The following is a 16,115-nucleotide window of genomic DNA, read 5'->3' as shown; positions in this document are numbered from 1 at the left end:
AAGGAAATGGAAATGAAGTCGATCTCACTTTGGGATTTGCCCACCCGGCTTTTTCACTGGTTACTGGTACTTGCAGTGACAGGCGCGCTGGTATCGGTAAAGCTGGGTGGCACCTGGATGGTCTGGCACGAGCGCCTGGGGCTGGCGATTGTTGGCCTGCTCAGTTTCCGGCTGGCGTGGGGCGTTGTTGGTTCAACCTATGCGCGGTTTGTTCAGTTCGTTCCGGGCCCGGCGGCCATTACAGCCTATCTGAAAGGTGAATGGCGAGGCTTGGGGCACAACCCGCTGGGCGCTCTGTCCGTCCTGGCGATGCTGGGTTTGCTGGGCTTTCAGGCAGTTACCGGATTGTTTGCTACGGATGCCATCGCGTTTAATGGCCCCCTTTACCGGGCAGTTTCCTCTGCCTGGAACGATACAATCACATCCTGGCACAAGAAGACAGAGTGGTATATTTATGGATTGATCGGCCTGCATGTTGCCAGTGTGTTTTTCTATACGCTGATCAAAAAAGACAATCTTGTTACGCCCATGATCAGTGGTCGCAAAAAGGTCACAGAGACACAGGGCAGGGATAGGGCAGGAGGTGGTCTGTTAGCGTTAATTGTGGCGTTGGCAGTTGCAGGGTTTGCCGTGTGGGTAGCAAATGGTGGGCTACTGGCACCACCCCCACCGCCACCACCCGATTTGGGGTGGTAAGCGGGGACTGCTTGTGAGGCTTACTACTCGGCGCGGAAGTCGTCGTGACAGGCCTTGCAGGTTTTGCCTACTTCACTGAACTGAGCAGCGACAGCGGCTTTTTCTGCACCGTTGGCTGCGATTTCCTGAAGCTTTGTTGCTTCCTGGGCAAAGTTAATAGCAACTTCGCGGGCCCTGTCCGGCTTATCGAAAAACTCTGGCTTCAGTCGTGTGTTGTCATTTTCGTCCAGAGCAGTACCCGGACCAAAGAGGGAGCCTAGGCCAGAATTTGCAACGGATGCAATAGCGTTGGCAGCCGCCAGCATTTGCTGTTCGTTGTAGGCAACAGCGCCATCAACAGCCTGAGCCTTGATCTTGCCCATGTTCCATGCAGCGAACGTAAATGCGCTCTGGCGGGTCTCAATCTGATCCTCCACATCCATCTGGGCCACTGCGGGTGCTGAAACGGCGGCACTCATTGCCAAGGCTAGAAAAAAACGTGATTTTCGCATGGTTCACTCTCTTAATATCTGAAGTGTTGTGATTTACCGCGGTAATGATTCCACAGATGCGGGCAGAATTACAACTTAATACCGTAAAGTCGCAGGCCCTGCGTTGTGCCCAGTGCAGGGCCTGCTGCTCTATAATCAGGCAGGAACATCGTTAGCAGCGTTGTCACGGGACCAGACTCGATGTTGGCCAAGCGCAGTTTTGAAGTCATCAAATAGATCATCGATATTCTGACCTTTGAACACTCCTTCACCTTCAGGCACGTTTGCAGCATGAAGTAAGTCTTCGGCTTCGCCCAGAAGCATAATGACCTTCAGATGCTTGTAAGCTTCTTGCAGGTAGTAACGACCCTGACCGGATTTTGCTAGCTCTGCGACGCTGTCTTTGCCCCCAGGAACGATTACCGCGTCCATGGTGACCGATGGCAAGCCATTCAGCATGGCATCACTTTCAAGAAGGCTTCCGTCAGTCCCTTTAATTGATGCCATGGATGGCGTGATCACCATCGCATTAGCACCTTCGGCTTCGAGATTTTGCTGCAACTGACGTATCTGATTGGCGTCTACCCCATCAGCCGCGAGAATCGCGACGTGGCGATATTTGATGTTCCCGGGCAGGCGCGCCATCAAGCTAAGGGCCGGAGACTCATCCAGCGAGCTTTTGCCCAGCTCATCAGCAGACGCCGTAGGTGAAGAGGGCGCTTCTATGCCATGCTTTTCCCCGACCGCCTGAGCGAGTTGCCCCGAAATGTTTGGCAAAATCTCGGTAATAACCCGTTTGCGAATATAGGGTCGCTGCACTTTCGACAACTCGAAAACATAAGCGTCGATAATATGTGCTTGTTCAACTTCAGTCTGGCTATTCCAGAACAGTTGGGCCTGGGAATAATGGTCACCAAACGAGTTGCTTCGGGCTCGTACTTTGTTGGCATTCACCCGCTCATGGTAGCTTTCAAAACCGCCATTCTCCGGGCCTGCGGGCGTTTCCTTCGGCCAACCGCCATCAATAGAGTTGGGCTCGTAAGAGGCCTGGCCGGTATTGATAGTTTGGCGGTGCATACTATCCCGCTGGTTGTTATGAAACGGACATACGGGGCGGTTGATCGGGATCTCGTGAAAGTTGGGCCCGCCGAGACGGAGCATCTGAGTGTCCAGGTAGGAGAAAAGCCTGCCCTGTAACAGTGGGTCATTGGAAAAATCAATACCGGGAACTATATGACCGGGACTGAAAGCTACCTGTTCTGTCTCGGAAAAATAGTTATCGGGATTGCGGTTAAGCACCATTTTTCCGATTGGGACCACAGGAACCTGCTCCTCCGGAATAAGTTTGGTGGCATCAAGGATGTCGAAGGCGAATGAGTGCTCATCTTCCTCTTCAATGACTTGAATACCCAATTCCCATTCAAGAAAATCTCCATTTTCAATGTCTTCCCACATTCCGCGGCGGTTAAAGTCCGGGTCTCTCCCCCAGAGTTTTTGAGCTTCGTCCCATACCAGCGAACATGTACCCGCTAGAGGTTTCCAGTGAAACTTAACAAAGCGCGACTTTTCTTGTTTGTCGATCAGGCGAAAGGTGTGTACCCCAAACCCTTCCATCGAGCGGAAATGCCGGGGGAAGGCCCGGTCTGACATGGTCCAGAGAATTGCGTGTGTGGCTTCTGGCATCAGGGAAACAAAATCCCAAAGCGTGTCGTGGGCCGACTGCCCCTGCGGGATTTCATTATGCGGCTCGGGCTTCACCGCATGAACAAAATCCGGAAACTTGTTGGCATCCTGTATAAAGAACACGGGGATATTATTGCCGACCAGATCCCAGTTACCTTCGTCAGTGTAGAATTTTACCGCGAAGCCGCGTACATCGCGAACCGTGTCGTTCGATCCCCGGGATCCTTGCACCGTTGAAAAACGGGTAAATACGGGTGTTCTTTTATCCGGATCCTGAAACAACCCGGCTTTAGAGTATTGGGCGGCGTTTTCGTAGGGTTGGAAATAGCCGTGGGCGGCGGCACCACGTGCGTGCACAATGCGCTCCGGAATGCGCTCGTTATCAAAGTGGTTCATCTTCTCCCGGAAGATGAAGTCTTCCAGTAGCGTTGGCCCACGCTCGCCAGCCTTAAGAATGTTGTGGTTATCTGAAATGCGCACGCCCTGGTTGGTGCGTAAATCGTGTTCTTCTGCATTGGAGCGTACAGCTTCCAGCTGCTCGTTTTTGCTGTTTTCGTGGGTTTTTCCGGTGTCGTTAGCCGGTCCGGAATTACTTTGAGTATGTGGATTTTTAGCCATGTCAGCACTCCTTAAGGAAATGCCGGCAACTACAAAATACCGACTCTGGTATTCACGTATACGGCAAAACTGCTATATACCTGAAAAGCTAAACAGACAACGGTGGCACCCCTTGATTGGCTAGTTCTGGAAAATCGTCATGCATAGATAGAGCAGCGCAATTTTTCCGGGCTGCCAAAAATTCAGGGCGCTCATGTTTGGCTGCAAAAGGTTCCACCAATTTATTATCTACGCTGTTATAGACGAAAAACAGGTTGGAGCGCGGCCAGGGCGACATGTTTTTGTTCGATGCGTGCAAGGTGTTGCATTCGAATAGTAGTAACGACCCGGCTGGCCCTTTCGGAGCTTCTATGCCCCCTCGTTCAGCCAATCTGGCCAGGGTTTTACGGTCAGGAACACCTACCCGTTGGGACTTCAGCGAATCCTTCCAGTTATGGTCCGGCGTTTCGCCCACACACGGCACAAAGAAATGGTGTGAGCCCGGTATAAGCATCAGCGGACCATTGAACTCGTTGTTATCTGTGAGCATGAGTGAGGCACTGACTGCTCGCATCCGTGACATGCCGTCTTCACTGTGCCAGGTTTCGAAATCGGAGTGCCAGTTAAACCCGCTGCCTTCAAACCCGAATTTGTCGTTAATGCGTGACTGGTGAATATAGACTTCACTGCCCAGTAATTTGATGATATCGTTGAAGGCGTTATTCGCACACTTGATCAGGTAGCGCAACCAAACCCTGGCTGGGATGGAAAAAGTCCGGAGCCGGGTACCAGTAAAGCGCCTTATCGCATTTATAACATCGGCAGCAATAACCCGGTTGAGCTGTCCCGGTTTATTGAAATTATTGAAGAACGGACGGGTAAGAAAGCGCAGAAAAACCTGCTGCCCATGCAGCCCGGGGATGTGCCGGCCACCTACGCAGACGTTGATGATCTGATCAATGACGTAGGATATAAGCCGGCCACGGATGTGGAAGAGGGTATCGCGCGCTTTGTTGACTGGTACCGGGAGTTTTACCAGGTCTGATTCAGGCTACGTTCCCGAAGCGCTCTTCCAGCCAGGTATTGATGTCACTGGACTCGTATAGCCACTGCTCACTGCCATCTGCATTTCGAATTCGGAGGCAGGGCACTTTTATATTGCCGCCACCCTGTTCAAGATCGGTACGGTGGGTTTGGTTGTGCTGTGCATCCCGCTTCTCGATATTCAGGTTCAGGCGCGCGATTTGTTTGCGGACCTTCACGCAGAAGGGACAGGTTTTGAACTGATACAACGCCAGATTTTCACAGGCCGCATCTACTTTCTGTTGCGCCTCGGTGCTGCGCTGTACCGGTTTTCCGCCGCCCAGCTTTTCACTCAACAGCACGAAAGGCGTCAAAATAAGGCGCAATGTCCGGAAAAAGTAACGGATAACGACTCGCATTGAATAAACCTCTGATCTGATACATGGAATCCGGCGCAGAGTATAAAGCAAAAAAGGTATCAATCGGGCCAACGGCCCGAATCTCTAGATGTTTTATGAGGAAATGGAAATGAAGTCGATCTCGCTTTGGGATTTACCCACGCGGCTTTTTCACTGGTCACTGGTGCTTGCAGTGACTGGCGCGCTGGTATCGGTAAAGCTTGGTGGCACCTGGATGGTGTGGCACGAACGCCTGGGTCTGACGATTGTTGGTTTACTCAGTTTCCGATTGGCATGGGGGGTTGTTGGTTCAACCTATGCGCGGTTTGTTCAGTTCATTCCGGGCCCGGCGGCCATTACAGCCTACCTGAAAGGTGAGTGGCGGGGCCTGGGGCATAACCCACTGGGCGCTCTGTCCGTAATGGCCATGCTGGGTTTGCTGGGCTTTCAGGCAGTCAGCGGGTTGTTTGCTACAGATGCGATAGCGTTTAATGGACCCCTTTACCGTGCTGTTTCATCTTCCTGGAACGATACGATTACGTCCTGGCACAAGATGACTGAGTGGTATATTTATGGATTGATCGGCCTGCATATCGCCAGCGTATTTTTCTACACGCTGGTCAAAAAAGACAATGTGCTTACCCCAATGATCAGCGGTCGCAAAAAGGTCACAGAGGCACAAGGCAGGGAAAGGACAGGAGGCGGTCTGTTGGCATTCGTTGTGGCGTTGGCAGTCGCAGGGTTTGCCGTGTGGGTAGCTAACGGCGGTTTACTGGCACCGCCTCCACCGCCACCACCCGATCTGGGGTGGTAAGCGGGGACGGGCGAGGGTGCCTGTGAGGCTTACTCGGCGCGGAAGTCGTCGTGACACGCCTTGCAGGACTTACCTACCTCACTGAACTGCGCAGCGATAGCGGCTTTATCTGCACCGTTGGCAGCGATTTCCTGAAGCTTTGATGCTTGCTGGGCAAAGTTAATCGCAACTTCGCGGGCCCTGTCCGGTTTATCGAAAAACTCTGGCTTCAGTCGTGTGTCGTCATTTTCATCCAAGGCTGTGCCCGGGCCAAAGAGGGCGCTCAGCCCGGAGTTTGCAACAGACGCAATGGCGTTGGCGGCAGACAGCATTTGCTGTTCGTTGTAGGCAACAGCGCCATCAACAGCCTGAGCCTTGATCTTGCCCATGTTCCATGCAGCGAACGTAAATGCGCTCTGGCGGGTTTCAATCTGATCCTCTACATCCAACTGGGCCACAGCGGGTGCTGAAACGGCGGCACTCATTGCCAAGGCTAGAAAAAAACGGGATTTTCGCATGGTTCACTCTCTCAATATCTGAAGTGTTGTGATTTACCGCTGTAATGATTCCACAGATGTGGGCAGATTTACACCTTAATACCGTAAAGTCTGATGCGTTGCCGCCGGAAGAACAGCTGGGAAAGAAAGCCGGTGGGATCTGACACCACCGGCCTGACTCAGATATAGCATGAAGACTATTTGGAAAGTTTATCCCATTCCCTCTCGGCCTCATCTCTCTTCATGCCGTATTTTTCCTGTATCTTGCCGACAAAGTTCTCTTTTTTTCCCGCAATTTCATCAAAATCGTCGTCAGTCAATTTTCCCCAGTTTTCCCGCACTTTACCTTTGAGCTGTTTCCAGTTGCCTTCAACAATATCGTTATTCATAACGCATTCCTCTTTGTGGAAAGTTGCATGTTGGCTTGGAAATGCCTGGCAGAATTTCCGGTTTTCGTGATCGCGCCAGGCAATCCCGGAAACGTATTGTGATTCCGCCATCTTTTAAACTGGCATACAAAAGCGCCACTGACAATAAATGAGTGGGTAACTCGTGACTGGCAGGCACGACGCCGGGAGGATGCTCTCAGTTAGCGCACTGTCGCTGGTACCGGGTAGGGGAGCATATTGCGAAAGACTTCAGGAAGAAGGTTGCAGTATTCAAATAACGTTTTGAAAAGTGGTAGGACCACCCAGATTCGAACTGGGGACCTCTACCATGTCAAGGTAGCGCTCTAACCAACTGAGCTATGGTCCTGCGATCTGCAACGGAGAGGGAATATACTGCTTCAGGCCTTATTGGTCAACCTCTTTTGCTTCAAATTTCGTTTTTTCAGAGCGATTTTAAGGGTGCGGCTGAGAGCTCCCCATCGATTAACGATTAGAGCCGCTAAAATCAGCCCGCAACCCGCCAGCTGCACAGCACTCATGGTTTCCCCAAACCAGCCAGCGGCGAACAGAGAAACCCATACGGGCTCAAGTACCAGGATCACCGCCCCGTGGCTGTGGGAGGACAGGCTCTGGGCGTAGGTTTGCACCAGGAAGCGGCCTGCGGTACCTATAATCGCACTGGCCAGAACCCACCAGATTAACAGTGGCGGAGGGTTGCGAAAGGTTTCCTGCCAGGAAGACTCAAAAAACAAAGATTCTACCAGGGTCAGTAGTCCGACGGTCAGCAAGGCAATGGCTGTCAGAGGGAGCGCCGGAATGCGGTGCTTTTCGACGTATTGCCCCTGATGGTTGATCACCGTACGCTGATTGGCAGCCCGGGTATTGAGTGTAAAGTACAGCGCAAAAATAGTGGCCGCCATGACAAAGAACACCTGGCCAGGCTCGGGTTGAAAGCCGTTTCGAAGGGAGAGCAGGGCCAGCCCGGCTACGGCAACCGGAAGAGCAAGCCAGGTGCTTACAGGCTGTGCTTCTTTGAAAACCACCCGGGCAATAACCGGGACAATCACAACACCCAGGCTGGTAATAAAGGCGCCTTCACCCATGCTGCTGGCATGAAACAGGCCCATTACCCAGAAACTCATGGCAATACCAAAGACCAGCCCAACGCCCACTCCCCGTTTAAGCTGGTCGCGGCTCAGGCGGGCCAGAGGCCTCCGGGCAAAAATCGCCAGAAATCCGCCCGCGATCAAAAACCGCAAGGCCATAAAAAGGAGCGGTGGCATCAACAGGATGGACTCTTTCGAGAACATCCAGCTGATCGCCGCAAGCAGGGTTACGGCGATCAGTAGCAGGTCGGATTTCCGGGGGTCAGACATTCTTGCGCCAGGTTCTATTTGTTATACACATTCTCATAGACGTAGTTTGTGGCCTCCACAAAACCGTCGATGCTGCCGCAGTCGAAACGCTTACCTTTGAACTGATACGCAAGTACGCATCCGTTTTGAGCTTGCTCAAGTAACGCATCCGTAATCTGGACTTCTCCGTTTTTGCCGGCCGGGGTGCGCTCAAGAATCTCAAAAATGTCCGGTGTCAGAATATAGCGGCCGATAATCGCCAGATTGCTCGGTGCATTTTCGGGAGCAGGCTTCTCCACCATATCGGTTATGCGGTAGAGGCCATCTTTCATGGATTCGCCGGCAATAACACCATACTTATGAGTTTCATCGGCCGGAACTTCTTCGATAGCAACAATTGAGCAGCGAAACTGGTTATACAATTTTACCATTTGCGCCATCACCCCGTCTTCGCCGTTGCCAGGTCCAACGCAGAAGTCATCCGCCAGTACAACTGCAAACGGGTTGTCTCCGATGAGGTTGCGGCCACTAAGAATGGCGTGGCCGAGTCCTTTCATTTCAACCTGACGGGTAAATGCAAAGGTATTGTTATCAATCAGTTCGCGAATAGACGTGAGCAGGTCTTCTTTGCCCGAACCGGCAATCTGGTGCTCAAGTTCGTAGTTGGTGTCAAAGTGGTCTTCAATGGCCCGTTTGCCCCGTCCTGTAACAAAACCAAATTCATGGATACCGGCATCTGCAGCTTCTTCAACACCGTATTGAACCAGCGGCTTGTTCACAATAGGCAGAATTTCCTTCGGCATGGCCTTGGTGGCTGGCAGAAAGCGGGTGCCATAACCGGCAACCGGGAACAGACATTTTTTGATCATCGTTTGTGTCCTTTCGTTGGGGTTCGGTGCCAGGCAGGCGCAGCAGCAGGCCTGCCGTTTCCTGTTAGAACCCGCGAGTTTAACAAGTTCTGGTATGAAGCGAGAGATTCTTTACGCTTGGTAATTGGTCGCATTGAGTGTTTAGGCCTGCGAGCCGGTACACCATGATTTCATGTAGTACATTTAACTGTAGTTATAACCTACTGTTTTGGATGAATTAAAAAAATTAAATTTCAGGTTTGCTGTGGATTATCCGGCGGTTTTTTTCTAAAGTACGGCCATCCGGATTCTTTGTAACCATGAGGCTTTTTTGTGAGATATGTTCTGCTGACAGCTTTGGTTCTCAGCTTTGTTGTCGGCCCGGCCTCAGCTAACAACAGGAAAATAACCCCCGGGTCTCCTTTGTGGGACCTTTACCCGGCGGATCTGCTCCAGTCGGTCAGCCGTTATGTTGCATCCCACGTCGAATTTTCCGGGGATTCCAGGCAGACCCGTGATAAAGCGGACGGCCGCATCCAGCTTACCAGCAATAACCTGATCTGGTCCCAGCACGAGTTGGGTCTCGATTTTAGTGATTCCGTCACTCGCGAAGGGGGGGAAGAATCAACAACACTGGCACTGCGTTACTCCTTTCCTGTAGCAGGCGCGAATTTTCGCCTCGAACTGGAGAACAGTGATTACTCCGGAGCAGAGAGTGGCGCCGGGCAGCGCTATGACGTTCACGGGGAGCAGCAGGTTTTTAAAATAACCGGTAACCGGCCTTTGTGGTCATGGGAAGGGCTTGAAGTAGGCAGTGTGTTCTCCCACTCCAGTGGCAGTAACAGCGAATTTGAAGATGCGATGTGGGTTGAGGATTCAACACACCAGCTCTCAAGCTTCGGTCTCGAAGGCCGGGTGTCCATGGATCTGGCAGGCGGGCTTTACGCCACTACGTCCTTCACAGCAATCAGCGGGATGGACTCGGAAAAAGTTGTCAGCCCCTCGGGTTATCGAAGTGACATTGACGATTTTTACAAACTGGCGTTAGAGGCGACTCTCAGCCGGGAGGTGTTGGACTGGAATCTGGGTTTAAACGGGCGGTACCAGTTTGCACCCGACGATCTGCCGTCTTCCGAATACCTGACGGTGGCCGGGCCGGGCTTAATACGCGGGTTCAACAACCAGACCGTTGAGGTAGCAGAAGGCGGTTTGCTGAAAATGCAGGCACGCAGCCCTGGTTATCACTGGCCATTTGCATCCAGGTTTAACTCCGCTGTTACCTTCTCTCTTCTGCAAGGCTGGGCGCCATACTCCGCAGCCCAGGCGGACCGCTATGGCAGTACCAGCAGTGGCGAGATTTCTCTGGAGCTATACTCCCGTGACTTTCGTGCCGACATGAGCATTGGGCAAATGCTTAATGCGTCAAATACGGCGCTGCTGATGCCGGTTACGCCAGACCTTTCTTTTTCAGTGTCGGTTGGTATCTGAACGCTGTTTTTTCTGTCATTACTCCTTCTTGTTACTAAGATGTCACTTGAGGCCTGCCATATTGCGGGTGGTACATTCTTAAGCTTGGTTTGCAAGGAGTGTCACAATGACTGGTTCACGGCTGGCCCTGGTTTGTTTTCATCTGATGTTGTTGGCGTATCCTGGCTACGCAATGGCGTTCGGGCTTGACGACGTTGCTGATAAGGCCAGAGCCCTTGCCGGTGAGAAGTACCAGAAGCCAGAAGCAGCGCCGGATTTTCTGAAAAACCTGAGTTATTCCGATTACCAGTCTATCCGCTTCAAATCTGAACAAAGCCTGTGGCGCGCAGATGAATCCCGATTTCAGGCAATGATGGTTCCACGGGGGAATGTGTACAGCAATGCCGTTCAGCTCAATGTTATCAATGGCAAAGGTGTCGGCCCGGTGGAGTTTGATAAGAGCCGGTTTGAGTACCCCAGCCAGGAGCTGGCGAAACGCATACCTGCGGACCTGGGTTACGCCGGATTCAGGTTAACCTATCCACTGTCGGGTGGTGAGGCGCGCAACCAGTTTCTGGTTTTTGCGGGGGCCAGTTACTTTCGCGGCGTCGGCGCGGGGCAGACTTTTGGACTTTCCGGCCGGGGTATAGCGGTGGACACTGGTTTGCCGTCCGGTGAAGAGTTTCCGGCTTTTACAGAATTCTGGATGGAGCGCCCGAGCACCGACAGTAAATCCATGGTGGTTTATGGGCTGCTCGATGGCCCCAGCCTGACCGGTGCCTACCGGTTTGATATCCATCCGGGCAAAAGCCTGAAAATGGATGTTACAGCGAAACTGTTTTTCCGCAATGACATTGAGCTGCTTGGCCAGGCCCCGCTCACCTCCATGTTTTACTATGGCGAAAATACCTTGCGACCCACGGGCGAATGGCGGCCGCAGGTGCACGATTCTGATGGTTTGCTGATCCATGATGGCAAGTCCGGGGAGTGGCTCTGGCGCCCGTTGGTTAACCCCACTCAACTGGAGCGTAACTACTATCACGTGGAAGACCTTAAGGGTTTTGGGTTGTTGCAGAGAGATCGGCAGTTTGCTGAGTTTCAGGATAACGAGGCCCGTTATGACCGGCGGCCGAGCATGTGGGTCACACCCCGCGGCGGCGAAGGAGCAGGCTGGGGTGAGGGAGAGGTTGTGCTGGTCGAGATACCCACCCGTGCAGAGACAAACGATAATATCGTGGCTTTTTTCAAACCCCGCCGGTCAGTGAAATCCGGCGAAACCCTGGAACTGTCATATTCGGTTACCGCCGGTGAGCCGGGAATAACCGAACAACCCAATGGAAGGGCCGTGCGCACGTTTGTAGGCGCTGCTTCCGATGACAGTACACTGCGCTTTATTGTTGATTTCAAGGGTGGTGAGCTGACCGGGATTAAACCGGATGCCACAGTTGTCAGCCAGGCAAGTGGTGGCGACGGCACTGAGGTCATTGAGCATTTCGTGGAGTACGTTGAAGCCAGTGATGTCTGGCGCCTTTCCATGCTGGCAAAAACGGCCCCCGGAAAACGGCTTGCCTTGCGGGGGGCGTTAAAAATGGATGGCAAGCCGGTAACCGAGACATGGACGTATATTTTGACGCCCGGAACTGGCCTGCTAGGTAAGTCGCAATAAATAGGTGGGCAGCGGACGTAGTGCTTCGGTAACGGACAGGAGACAAACATGGAAGATATTTCCTTCCAGCAGGTATTCAGCCGTGTGTATAGCTATCTGTGTGAGGCCGGAGTTGAAATGAACAGTACCCAGTGCCGGCAGTTGCTGCAGCTTATGGATGACGCTGTTGCAGGTATTGGCACAAATCCGGAGCAAAAGGAGGGGGTTGGCAAATTATCAGGTACGCCAGCACCAGATTCACGGGGGCACAGGCTGCTGGAAAGCGCCATGAACAGGGTACCGGACTACTTTACGCTTCCCGAATCACATATTGCTGTTCCCACGCCCGCCCTGTGCCGGGGAAGTATCGGGTACCGTCGTCATGACTAAGAGGCAGACAAAAGAGCCCGGCCGGCATCGCTGGCGGCTGGTTGCTAATCTGCGCCGCGCAGTGTTCATGCTGTTTGTATTCGGGCAGACCGGCATTGCCTCGTACTATTTGCTATGGGTTCTGCCATACCATGGTGGCACAGCGCTGGAAATCAGCATGCTGGTGTTGTTTGCCATCCTTTACGCATGGATTGCTGTAGGTTTCTGGACCGCTGTATTGGGTTTTGTAATCCGTCTCATGGGCGGAGACAGGCACTCCATAGTAAAGCGCCATACCAAGGCGCAGCTGCAGCAAACGCCCATGGCAAAAACCGCTGTGCTGCTGCCTGTTTACCACGAGCCGGTTCACTGGACCCTCAGCGGACTGAAAGCTGTTTACCGGGACATTGAACGCACGGGGCAGATTGACCATTTTGAGTTTTACATACTCTCGGACAGTCGCGATCCCGATGTGTGGCTGGAAGAACAGGTCGCCTGGAACAAGCTGGCGCGGGAGCTTGGAGGCGAGGGCAGAATCTTCTATCGCCGCCGGCCAGTGAACCTCAACTATAAAAGCGGCAATGTGGCAGATTTTCTCCGCCGTTGGGGTAAGCGCTGCACCTACATGGTGGTACTGGATGCCGACAGCCTGATGACGGGGAGCTCGATTGTTCGCATGGTCCGACTCATGCAGAGGGAGCCGGGCGTGGGCATTCTGCAGACCAACCCAAACATCATCAACGGCCAGTCTTTATTCGCCCGCATCCAGCAGTTCGCCAACCGTTTTTACTCCACCCTGTTTGCCAGTGGATTGGCCGCAATCCAGATGGGGGATGCGGCCTTCTGGGGACATAACGCGATTCTGCGTATTGAGCCGTTCATGAAGCATTGTGGTTTGCGCAAGCTGCCGGGTATCGGAATTTTCGGTGGCCCCATCATGAGCCATGATTTTGTTGAAGCTGCGTACATGGGACGTGCCGGGTACGAAGTCTGGCTGGAGCCGGCATTGGGTGGCAGCTACGAAGAATCGCCGCCAACCCTGGCCGACGAACTTGCCCGGGACAGCCGCTGGGCCAAAGGAAACCTGCAGCATCTGTGGATTATGTTGACGGAGCCGGGGTTGCGCTTTGCTCACCGGATGGCCTTTCTGAATGGCATCATGGCGTACGTTGCGTCGCCTTTATGGCTGGCGTTTCTTGTTCTTACCAGCATTGCCGCAGCCAATATGGCGTTGTCACCCATTGAATACTTTCCAGACGGGCATCAGGGCCTGTTTCCTTTATGGCCTGAGTGGCGACCGGAGTGGGCGCTTGGCCTGGCTTTAAGTACTCTGGCCCTGCTGTTTTTCCCTAAATTTCTGGCCATCTTCGATGCGATTATTCACCGGTACACCAGGGCGTTCGGCGGGCTGCCCCGTCTATTCCTGAGCGTAGTGCTGGAGAGCCTTATTTCGGTGTTGCTGGCGCCGGTGCGTATGTGGGCGCACAGTCGCTATGTTGTCTCTGCGTTGTTGAACGTTTCACTGCAATGGGCCGGCCAGAACCGCACGGAAGAAACCGGCTGGAAAGAAGCTTTCATTACGCAGTTGCCGGGCATGCTTCTGGGTGGTGCCTGGTCTGTTTTTGCCTGGAGTCTGGATACCCTGTTTTTCTTCTGGTCTTTGCCTGTGGCTTTGCCCCTGGTACTGGCAGCGCCTACCGCTGTGTATCTCAGCCGGGTCTCACTTGGACAGGCGCTCAGAGAGCGCCGCCTGCTGCTGATTCCTGAAGAAGACAAAGCCATGATCCTGCTTCGGGAGGCGGTCGACTACCGGGCCCGTGAGCCATCTGAGTCAACCCTGACACCACTGGAGCAGGCAGTACTCAGGCGAGACCACAACCGTCTGCACCAGGCACTGGCGTGGGATCACCGGCGAGGATCGCGTGCCGTTGAGCTGGAGCGGTGTGTAGCTCAGTGCCTTGAACAGGGGCCGGAGGCCCTGTCCCGCTCCGAGATGAGCCAGGTTGCCAGAGACCGGCAGTCTCTCAAGGCTCTGCATGCTGGTGCCTGGCGGGCCTCTCCGGATAATTACTGGGGCCGTGCCATAACCCGGCTCAGCGCTGAAACATACGATACACAGGTTTAATACGGCTGCCAGGTTGTGCGCATAGTTGTGGGCAGACGTTTACAGGAGGAAGGACTATGGACCGACGCACGCTGATGAAGCATCTGATCGCAGGGCTCGGTGCCAGCGCTTTGCCAGTGGCGCCACTGGTCTGGGCGCAGGACCCTGAACCGGGTGATGACTACAGTGCAAAACCGTTCAGCTATGGATGGCTGAAAGGCTATGCCCGCGAACTGGCCGGGCGCCCCTATATTTCCCATGAAGGCGAGTTGCCGCAAAGTCTTAAACAGCTGTCCTGGGATGATTACCAGGCGATCCGGTTTCGCAAAGCGCATGCGCTGTGGGCCAACAGTGAATCTGCGTTTCAATTGCAGCTTTTTCATCTGGGCCTGTATTTTCAATCCCCTGTAACACTCCATGAAGTCGTTGATGGCCAGGCCAGGCCAATTCGTTACAACCCTGACTTCTTTGATTACGAAGGCGAGCAGCCTCTCGGCGATCTGCCTGGCAATCTGGGTTATGCCGGTTTCCGGCTTCATTACCACACAGACTTTTCCCGGGATCTCGCAGCCTTCCTCGGTGCCAGTTACTTCCGTGCGGTAGGTTCTGAAATGCAGTACGGCATGTCCGCGCGAGGTCTGGCTATCGATACGGCAGTAGACGGTGATGAAGAGTTTCCCAGGTTCAGCGAGTTCTGGCTGGAGAAGCCCGCGCCCGGAAGCCAGGTTATGCGTGTATGGGCGTTGCTTGATTCCCCCAGCGCCACTGGTGCCTACGCCTTTGTTCTGGATCCGGGCCGCAATATGGTGATGGATGTGGATGTCGCTCTTTATCCGCGTACCCAGATTAAGAGAGCGGGCATCGCGCCTCTTACCAGCATGTATCAGGTAGGTGAAAACGACCGGCGTATGGATTACGACTGGCGCCCGGAAATTCATGATTCTGATGGGCTGGCTATGCTGTCGGGCAGCGGCGAGTGGTTGTGGCGCCCGCTGGTAAATCCCGCCACGCTTCGTTTTAACAGCTTTAGTGACACAAACCCCCAGGGGTTCGGCTTGCTGCAGCGGGACCGGAACTTTGACCACTATCAGGATGACGGCGTGTTTTATGAGCGCCGCCCCAGTGTCTGGGTACAGCCGAAAGGTGAGTGGGGTAAAGGCAGTATTGACCTGGTTGAGATCCCGACCACGGATGAGACATTCGACAACATCGTCGCGTTCTGGCATCCGGATGAGCCATTGAAACCCAACCAGGAGTATCTGTTCTCGTACCGTCTGCACTGGGGTGCTCATGCGCCCGTTAAGCCGGAGGAATTAGCAACCGTACAGGCAACCCGCACAGGGCTTGGGGGTGTCATTGGTCAGAAGCGGGAGCACTTCTCCTGGCGCTTTGCGGTCGATTTCGCCGGTGGTGCGCTGAGTATGCTGGGTGAACGCGCCGGGGTGGAACCAGTGATCACGGCCAGCAGGGGCGAAGTCGAGATAACGTCTGCGCGCCCGTTGGCGGCCATCGACGGTTACCGGGCCATGTTTGACCTGGTGCCGGGCGAGTCCGGGGAGCCCATTAATATACGGCTGTATCTGCGTCTGGGGGATCAGACACTGACCGAAACCTGGTTGTACCAGTACACGCCGCCACCGCTTTCAGAGAGGAAGCTTTACTGAATCGTTTTTTCTCTGGCAGGTAAAACGACTGGATTGTTAACAATGCACGTTGCAGATTGTTGACAATATCCAGTTTCAGGCGTAGATTTTGAAAATATCAGTCACTTATTGTCGACA

At 53.6% G+C, this 16,115-nt stretch carries 14 protein-coding genes, 1 tRNA gene and 2 pseudogenes; 8 read left to right on the top strand and 9 right to left on the bottom strand.

Annotated elements, in window-relative coordinates:
- The first annotated feature begins 12 nt into the window (after window positions 1–12).
- A complete protein-coding gene (locus FFI95_RS08430; protein ID WP_144821979.1) occupies window positions 13–696 on the top strand; it encodes a cytochrome b/b6 domain-containing protein in 684 nt (227 codons plus the stop codon).
- A 23-nt stretch (window positions 697–719) separates the two neighbouring features.
- Here the strand turns inward: FFI95_RS08430 and FFI95_RS08425 are convergent, their stop codons facing one another.
- The 3 genes and pseudogenes from FFI95_RS08425 to FFI95_RS08415 all read right to left on the bottom strand — a co-directional run.
- Entirely contained in the window at window positions 720–1,187 is a 468-nt protein-coding gene (locus tag FFI95_RS08425; RefSeq protein WP_246069455.1) for a c-type cytochrome, read from the bottom strand.
- A gap of 135 nt (window positions 1,188–1,322) precedes the next feature.
- Complete coding sequence (katE, locus tag FFI95_RS08420) at window positions 1,323–3,467, bottom strand: catalase HPII (protein WP_144821978.1); 2,145 nt, start codon at window positions 3,465–3,467, stop codon at window positions 1,323–1,325.
- 88 nt (window positions 3,468–3,555) lie between these two features.
- Window positions 3,556–4,146 (bottom strand): annotated as a pseudogene (locus FFI95_RS08415) (phytanoyl-CoA dioxygenase family protein); the annotation flags it as partial.
- On the opposite strand from FFI95_RS08415, the pseudogene FFI95_RS15465 reads away from it, so the two are divergent.
- Window positions 4,147–4,491, top strand: a pseudogene (locus tag FFI95_RS15465) (capsular biosynthesis protein CpsI); the annotation flags it as partial.
- A gap of 1 nt (window position 4,492) precedes the next feature.
- Here the strand turns inward: FFI95_RS15465 and FFI95_RS08410 are convergent.
- The gene (locus tag FFI95_RS08410; RefSeq protein ID WP_144821976.1) at window positions 4,493–4,888 is read right to left on the bottom strand and encodes a glutaredoxin family protein; all 396 of its coding nucleotides are present in this window, start codon (window positions 4,886–4,888) and stop codon (window positions 4,493–4,495) included.
- A gap of 109 nt (window positions 4,889–4,997) precedes the next feature.
- Here FFI95_RS08410 and FFI95_RS08405 point away from each other — a divergent pair, with 109 nt between their 5' ends.
- Complete coding sequence (locus FFI95_RS08405) at window positions 4,998–5,681, top strand: cytochrome b/b6 domain-containing protein (RefSeq protein ID WP_144821975.1); 684 nt, start codon at window positions 4,998–5,000, stop codon at window positions 5,679–5,681.
- A 29-nt stretch (window positions 5,682–5,710) separates the two neighbouring features.
- On the opposite strand, the gene FFI95_RS08400 is transcribed toward FFI95_RS08405, so the two are convergent.
- From FFI95_RS08400 to galU, 5 genes are all read right to left on the bottom strand, one after another.
- Complete coding sequence (locus FFI95_RS08400; protein ID WP_144821974.1) at window positions 5,711–6,178, bottom strand: c-type cytochrome; 468 nt, start codon at window positions 6,176–6,178, stop codon at window positions 5,711–5,713.
- Between the two features lie 176 nt (window positions 6,179–6,354).
- Window positions 6,355–6,546 carry a CsbD family protein gene (locus FFI95_RS08395; protein WP_144821973.1) on the bottom strand — a complete coding sequence of 64 codons (192 nt, stop codon included), beginning with the start codon at window positions 6,544–6,546 and terminating at the stop codon, window positions 6,355–6,357.
- Between the two features lie 290 nt (window positions 6,547–6,836).
- A tRNA-Val gene (locus tag FFI95_RS08390) sits at window positions 6,837–6,913 on the bottom strand.
- A 31-nt stretch (window positions 6,914–6,944) separates the two neighbouring features.
- Complete coding sequence (locus FFI95_RS08385; RefSeq protein ID WP_144821972.1) at window positions 6,945–7,922, bottom strand: DMT family transporter; 978 nt, start codon at window positions 7,920–7,922, stop codon at window positions 6,945–6,947.
- A 14-nt stretch (window positions 7,923–7,936) separates the two neighbouring features.
- Entirely contained in the window at window positions 7,937–8,770 is an 834-nt protein-coding gene (gene galU, locus FFI95_RS08380) for a UTP--glucose-1-phosphate uridylyltransferase GalU (RefSeq protein ID WP_144821971.1), read from the bottom strand.
- A gap of 312 nt (window positions 8,771–9,082) precedes the next feature.
- Between galU and FFI95_RS08375 the strand changes: the two genes are divergently transcribed.
- The 5 genes from FFI95_RS08375 (at window position 9,083) to FFI95_RS08355 (ending at window position 15,998) form a co-directional block, all read left to right on the top strand.
- Window positions 9,083–10,237: a ShlB/FhaC/HecB family hemolysin secretion/activation protein gene (locus FFI95_RS08375; protein WP_144821970.1), complete on the top strand. Its 1,155-nt coding sequence runs from the start codon at window positions 9,083–9,085 to the stop codon at window positions 10,235–10,237.
- 106 nt (window positions 10,238–10,343) lie between these two features.
- Window positions 10,344–11,882, top strand: a complete 1,539-nt coding sequence (locus tag FFI95_RS08370; protein ID WP_144821969.1) for a glucan biosynthesis protein G — start codon at window positions 10,344–10,346, stop codon at window positions 11,880–11,882.
- A gap of 48 nt (window positions 11,883–11,930) precedes the next feature.
- Window positions 11,931–12,251, top strand: coding sequence for a hypothetical protein (locus FFI95_RS08365; protein ID WP_144821968.1), 321 nt, complete (start codon window positions 11,931–11,933; stop codon window positions 12,249–12,251).
- Entirely contained in the window at window positions 12,244–14,355 is a 2,112-nt protein-coding gene (mdoH, locus tag FFI95_RS08360; protein ID WP_144821967.1) for a glucans biosynthesis glucosyltransferase MdoH, read from the top strand. Before FFI95_RS08365 ends, mdoH begins: the two co-directional genes overlap by 8 nt.
- 56 nt (window positions 14,356–14,411) lie before the next feature.
- Window positions 14,412–15,998 (top strand): OpgD/OpgG family glucan biosynthesis protein, encoded by a 1,587-nt coding sequence (locus tag FFI95_RS08355; RefSeq protein WP_144821966.1) that lies wholly within the window; start codon window positions 14,412–14,414, stop codon window positions 15,996–15,998.
- The last annotated feature ends 117 nt before the right edge of the window (window positions 15,999–16,115 follow it).

The sequence above is a fragment of the Marinobacter piscis genome, assembly GCF_007671655.1.
Lineage (GTDB): Bacteria > Pseudomonadota > Gammaproteobacteria > Pseudomonadales > Oleiphilaceae > Marinobacter > Marinobacter piscensis.
This window is presented reverse-complemented; position numbering and strand designations above follow the sequence as displayed.

What these genes read in the sequence shown, in the direction of transcription:
- FFI95_RS08430 (WP_144821979.1), top strand. Translation starts at nt 13, where the DNA reads ATGAAGTCGATCTCACTTTGGGATTTGCCCACCCGGCTTTTTCACTGG.
- FFI95_RS08425 (WP_246069455.1), bottom strand. Translation starts at nt 1,187, where the DNA reads ATGCGAAAATCACGTTTTTTTCTAGCCTTGGCAATGAGTGCCGCCGTT.
- katE (WP_144821978.1), bottom strand. Translation starts at nt 3,467, where the DNA reads ATGGCTAAAAATCCACATACTCAAAGTAATTCCGGACCGGCTAACGAC.
- FFI95_RS08410 (WP_144821976.1), bottom strand. Translation starts at nt 4,888, where the DNA reads ATGCGAGTCGTTATCCGTTACTTTTTCCGGACATTGCGCCTTATTTTG.
- FFI95_RS08405 (WP_144821975.1), top strand. Translation starts at nt 4,998, where the DNA reads ATGAAGTCGATCTCGCTTTGGGATTTACCCACGCGGCTTTTTCACTGG.
- FFI95_RS08400 (WP_144821974.1), bottom strand. Translation starts at nt 6,178, where the DNA reads ATGCGAAAATCCCGTTTTTTTCTAGCCTTGGCAATGAGTGCCGCCGTT.
- FFI95_RS08395 (WP_144821973.1), bottom strand. Translation starts at nt 6,546, where the DNA reads ATGAATAACGATATTGTTGAAGGCAACTGGAAACAGCTCAAAGGTAAA.
- FFI95_RS08385 (WP_144821972.1), bottom strand. Translation starts at nt 7,922, where the DNA reads ATGTCTGACCCCCGGAAATCCGACCTGCTACTGATCGCCGTAACCCTG.
- galU (WP_144821971.1), bottom strand. Translation starts at nt 8,770, where the DNA reads ATGATCAAAAAATGTCTGTTCCCGGTTGCCGGTTATGGCACCCGCTTT.
- FFI95_RS08370 (WP_144821969.1), top strand. Translation starts at nt 10,344, where the DNA reads ATGACTGGTTCACGGCTGGCCCTGGTTTGTTTTCATCTGATGTTGTTG.
- FFI95_RS08365 (WP_144821968.1), top strand. Translation starts at nt 11,931, where the DNA reads ATGGAAGATATTTCCTTCCAGCAGGTATTCAGCCGTGTGTATAGCTAT.
- mdoH (WP_144821967.1), top strand. Translation starts at nt 12,244, where the DNA reads ATGACTAAGAGGCAGACAAAAGAGCCCGGCCGGCATCGCTGGCGGCTG.
- FFI95_RS08355 (WP_144821966.1), top strand. Translation starts at nt 14,412, where the DNA reads ATGGACCGACGCACGCTGATGAAGCATCTGATCGCAGGGCTCGGTGCC.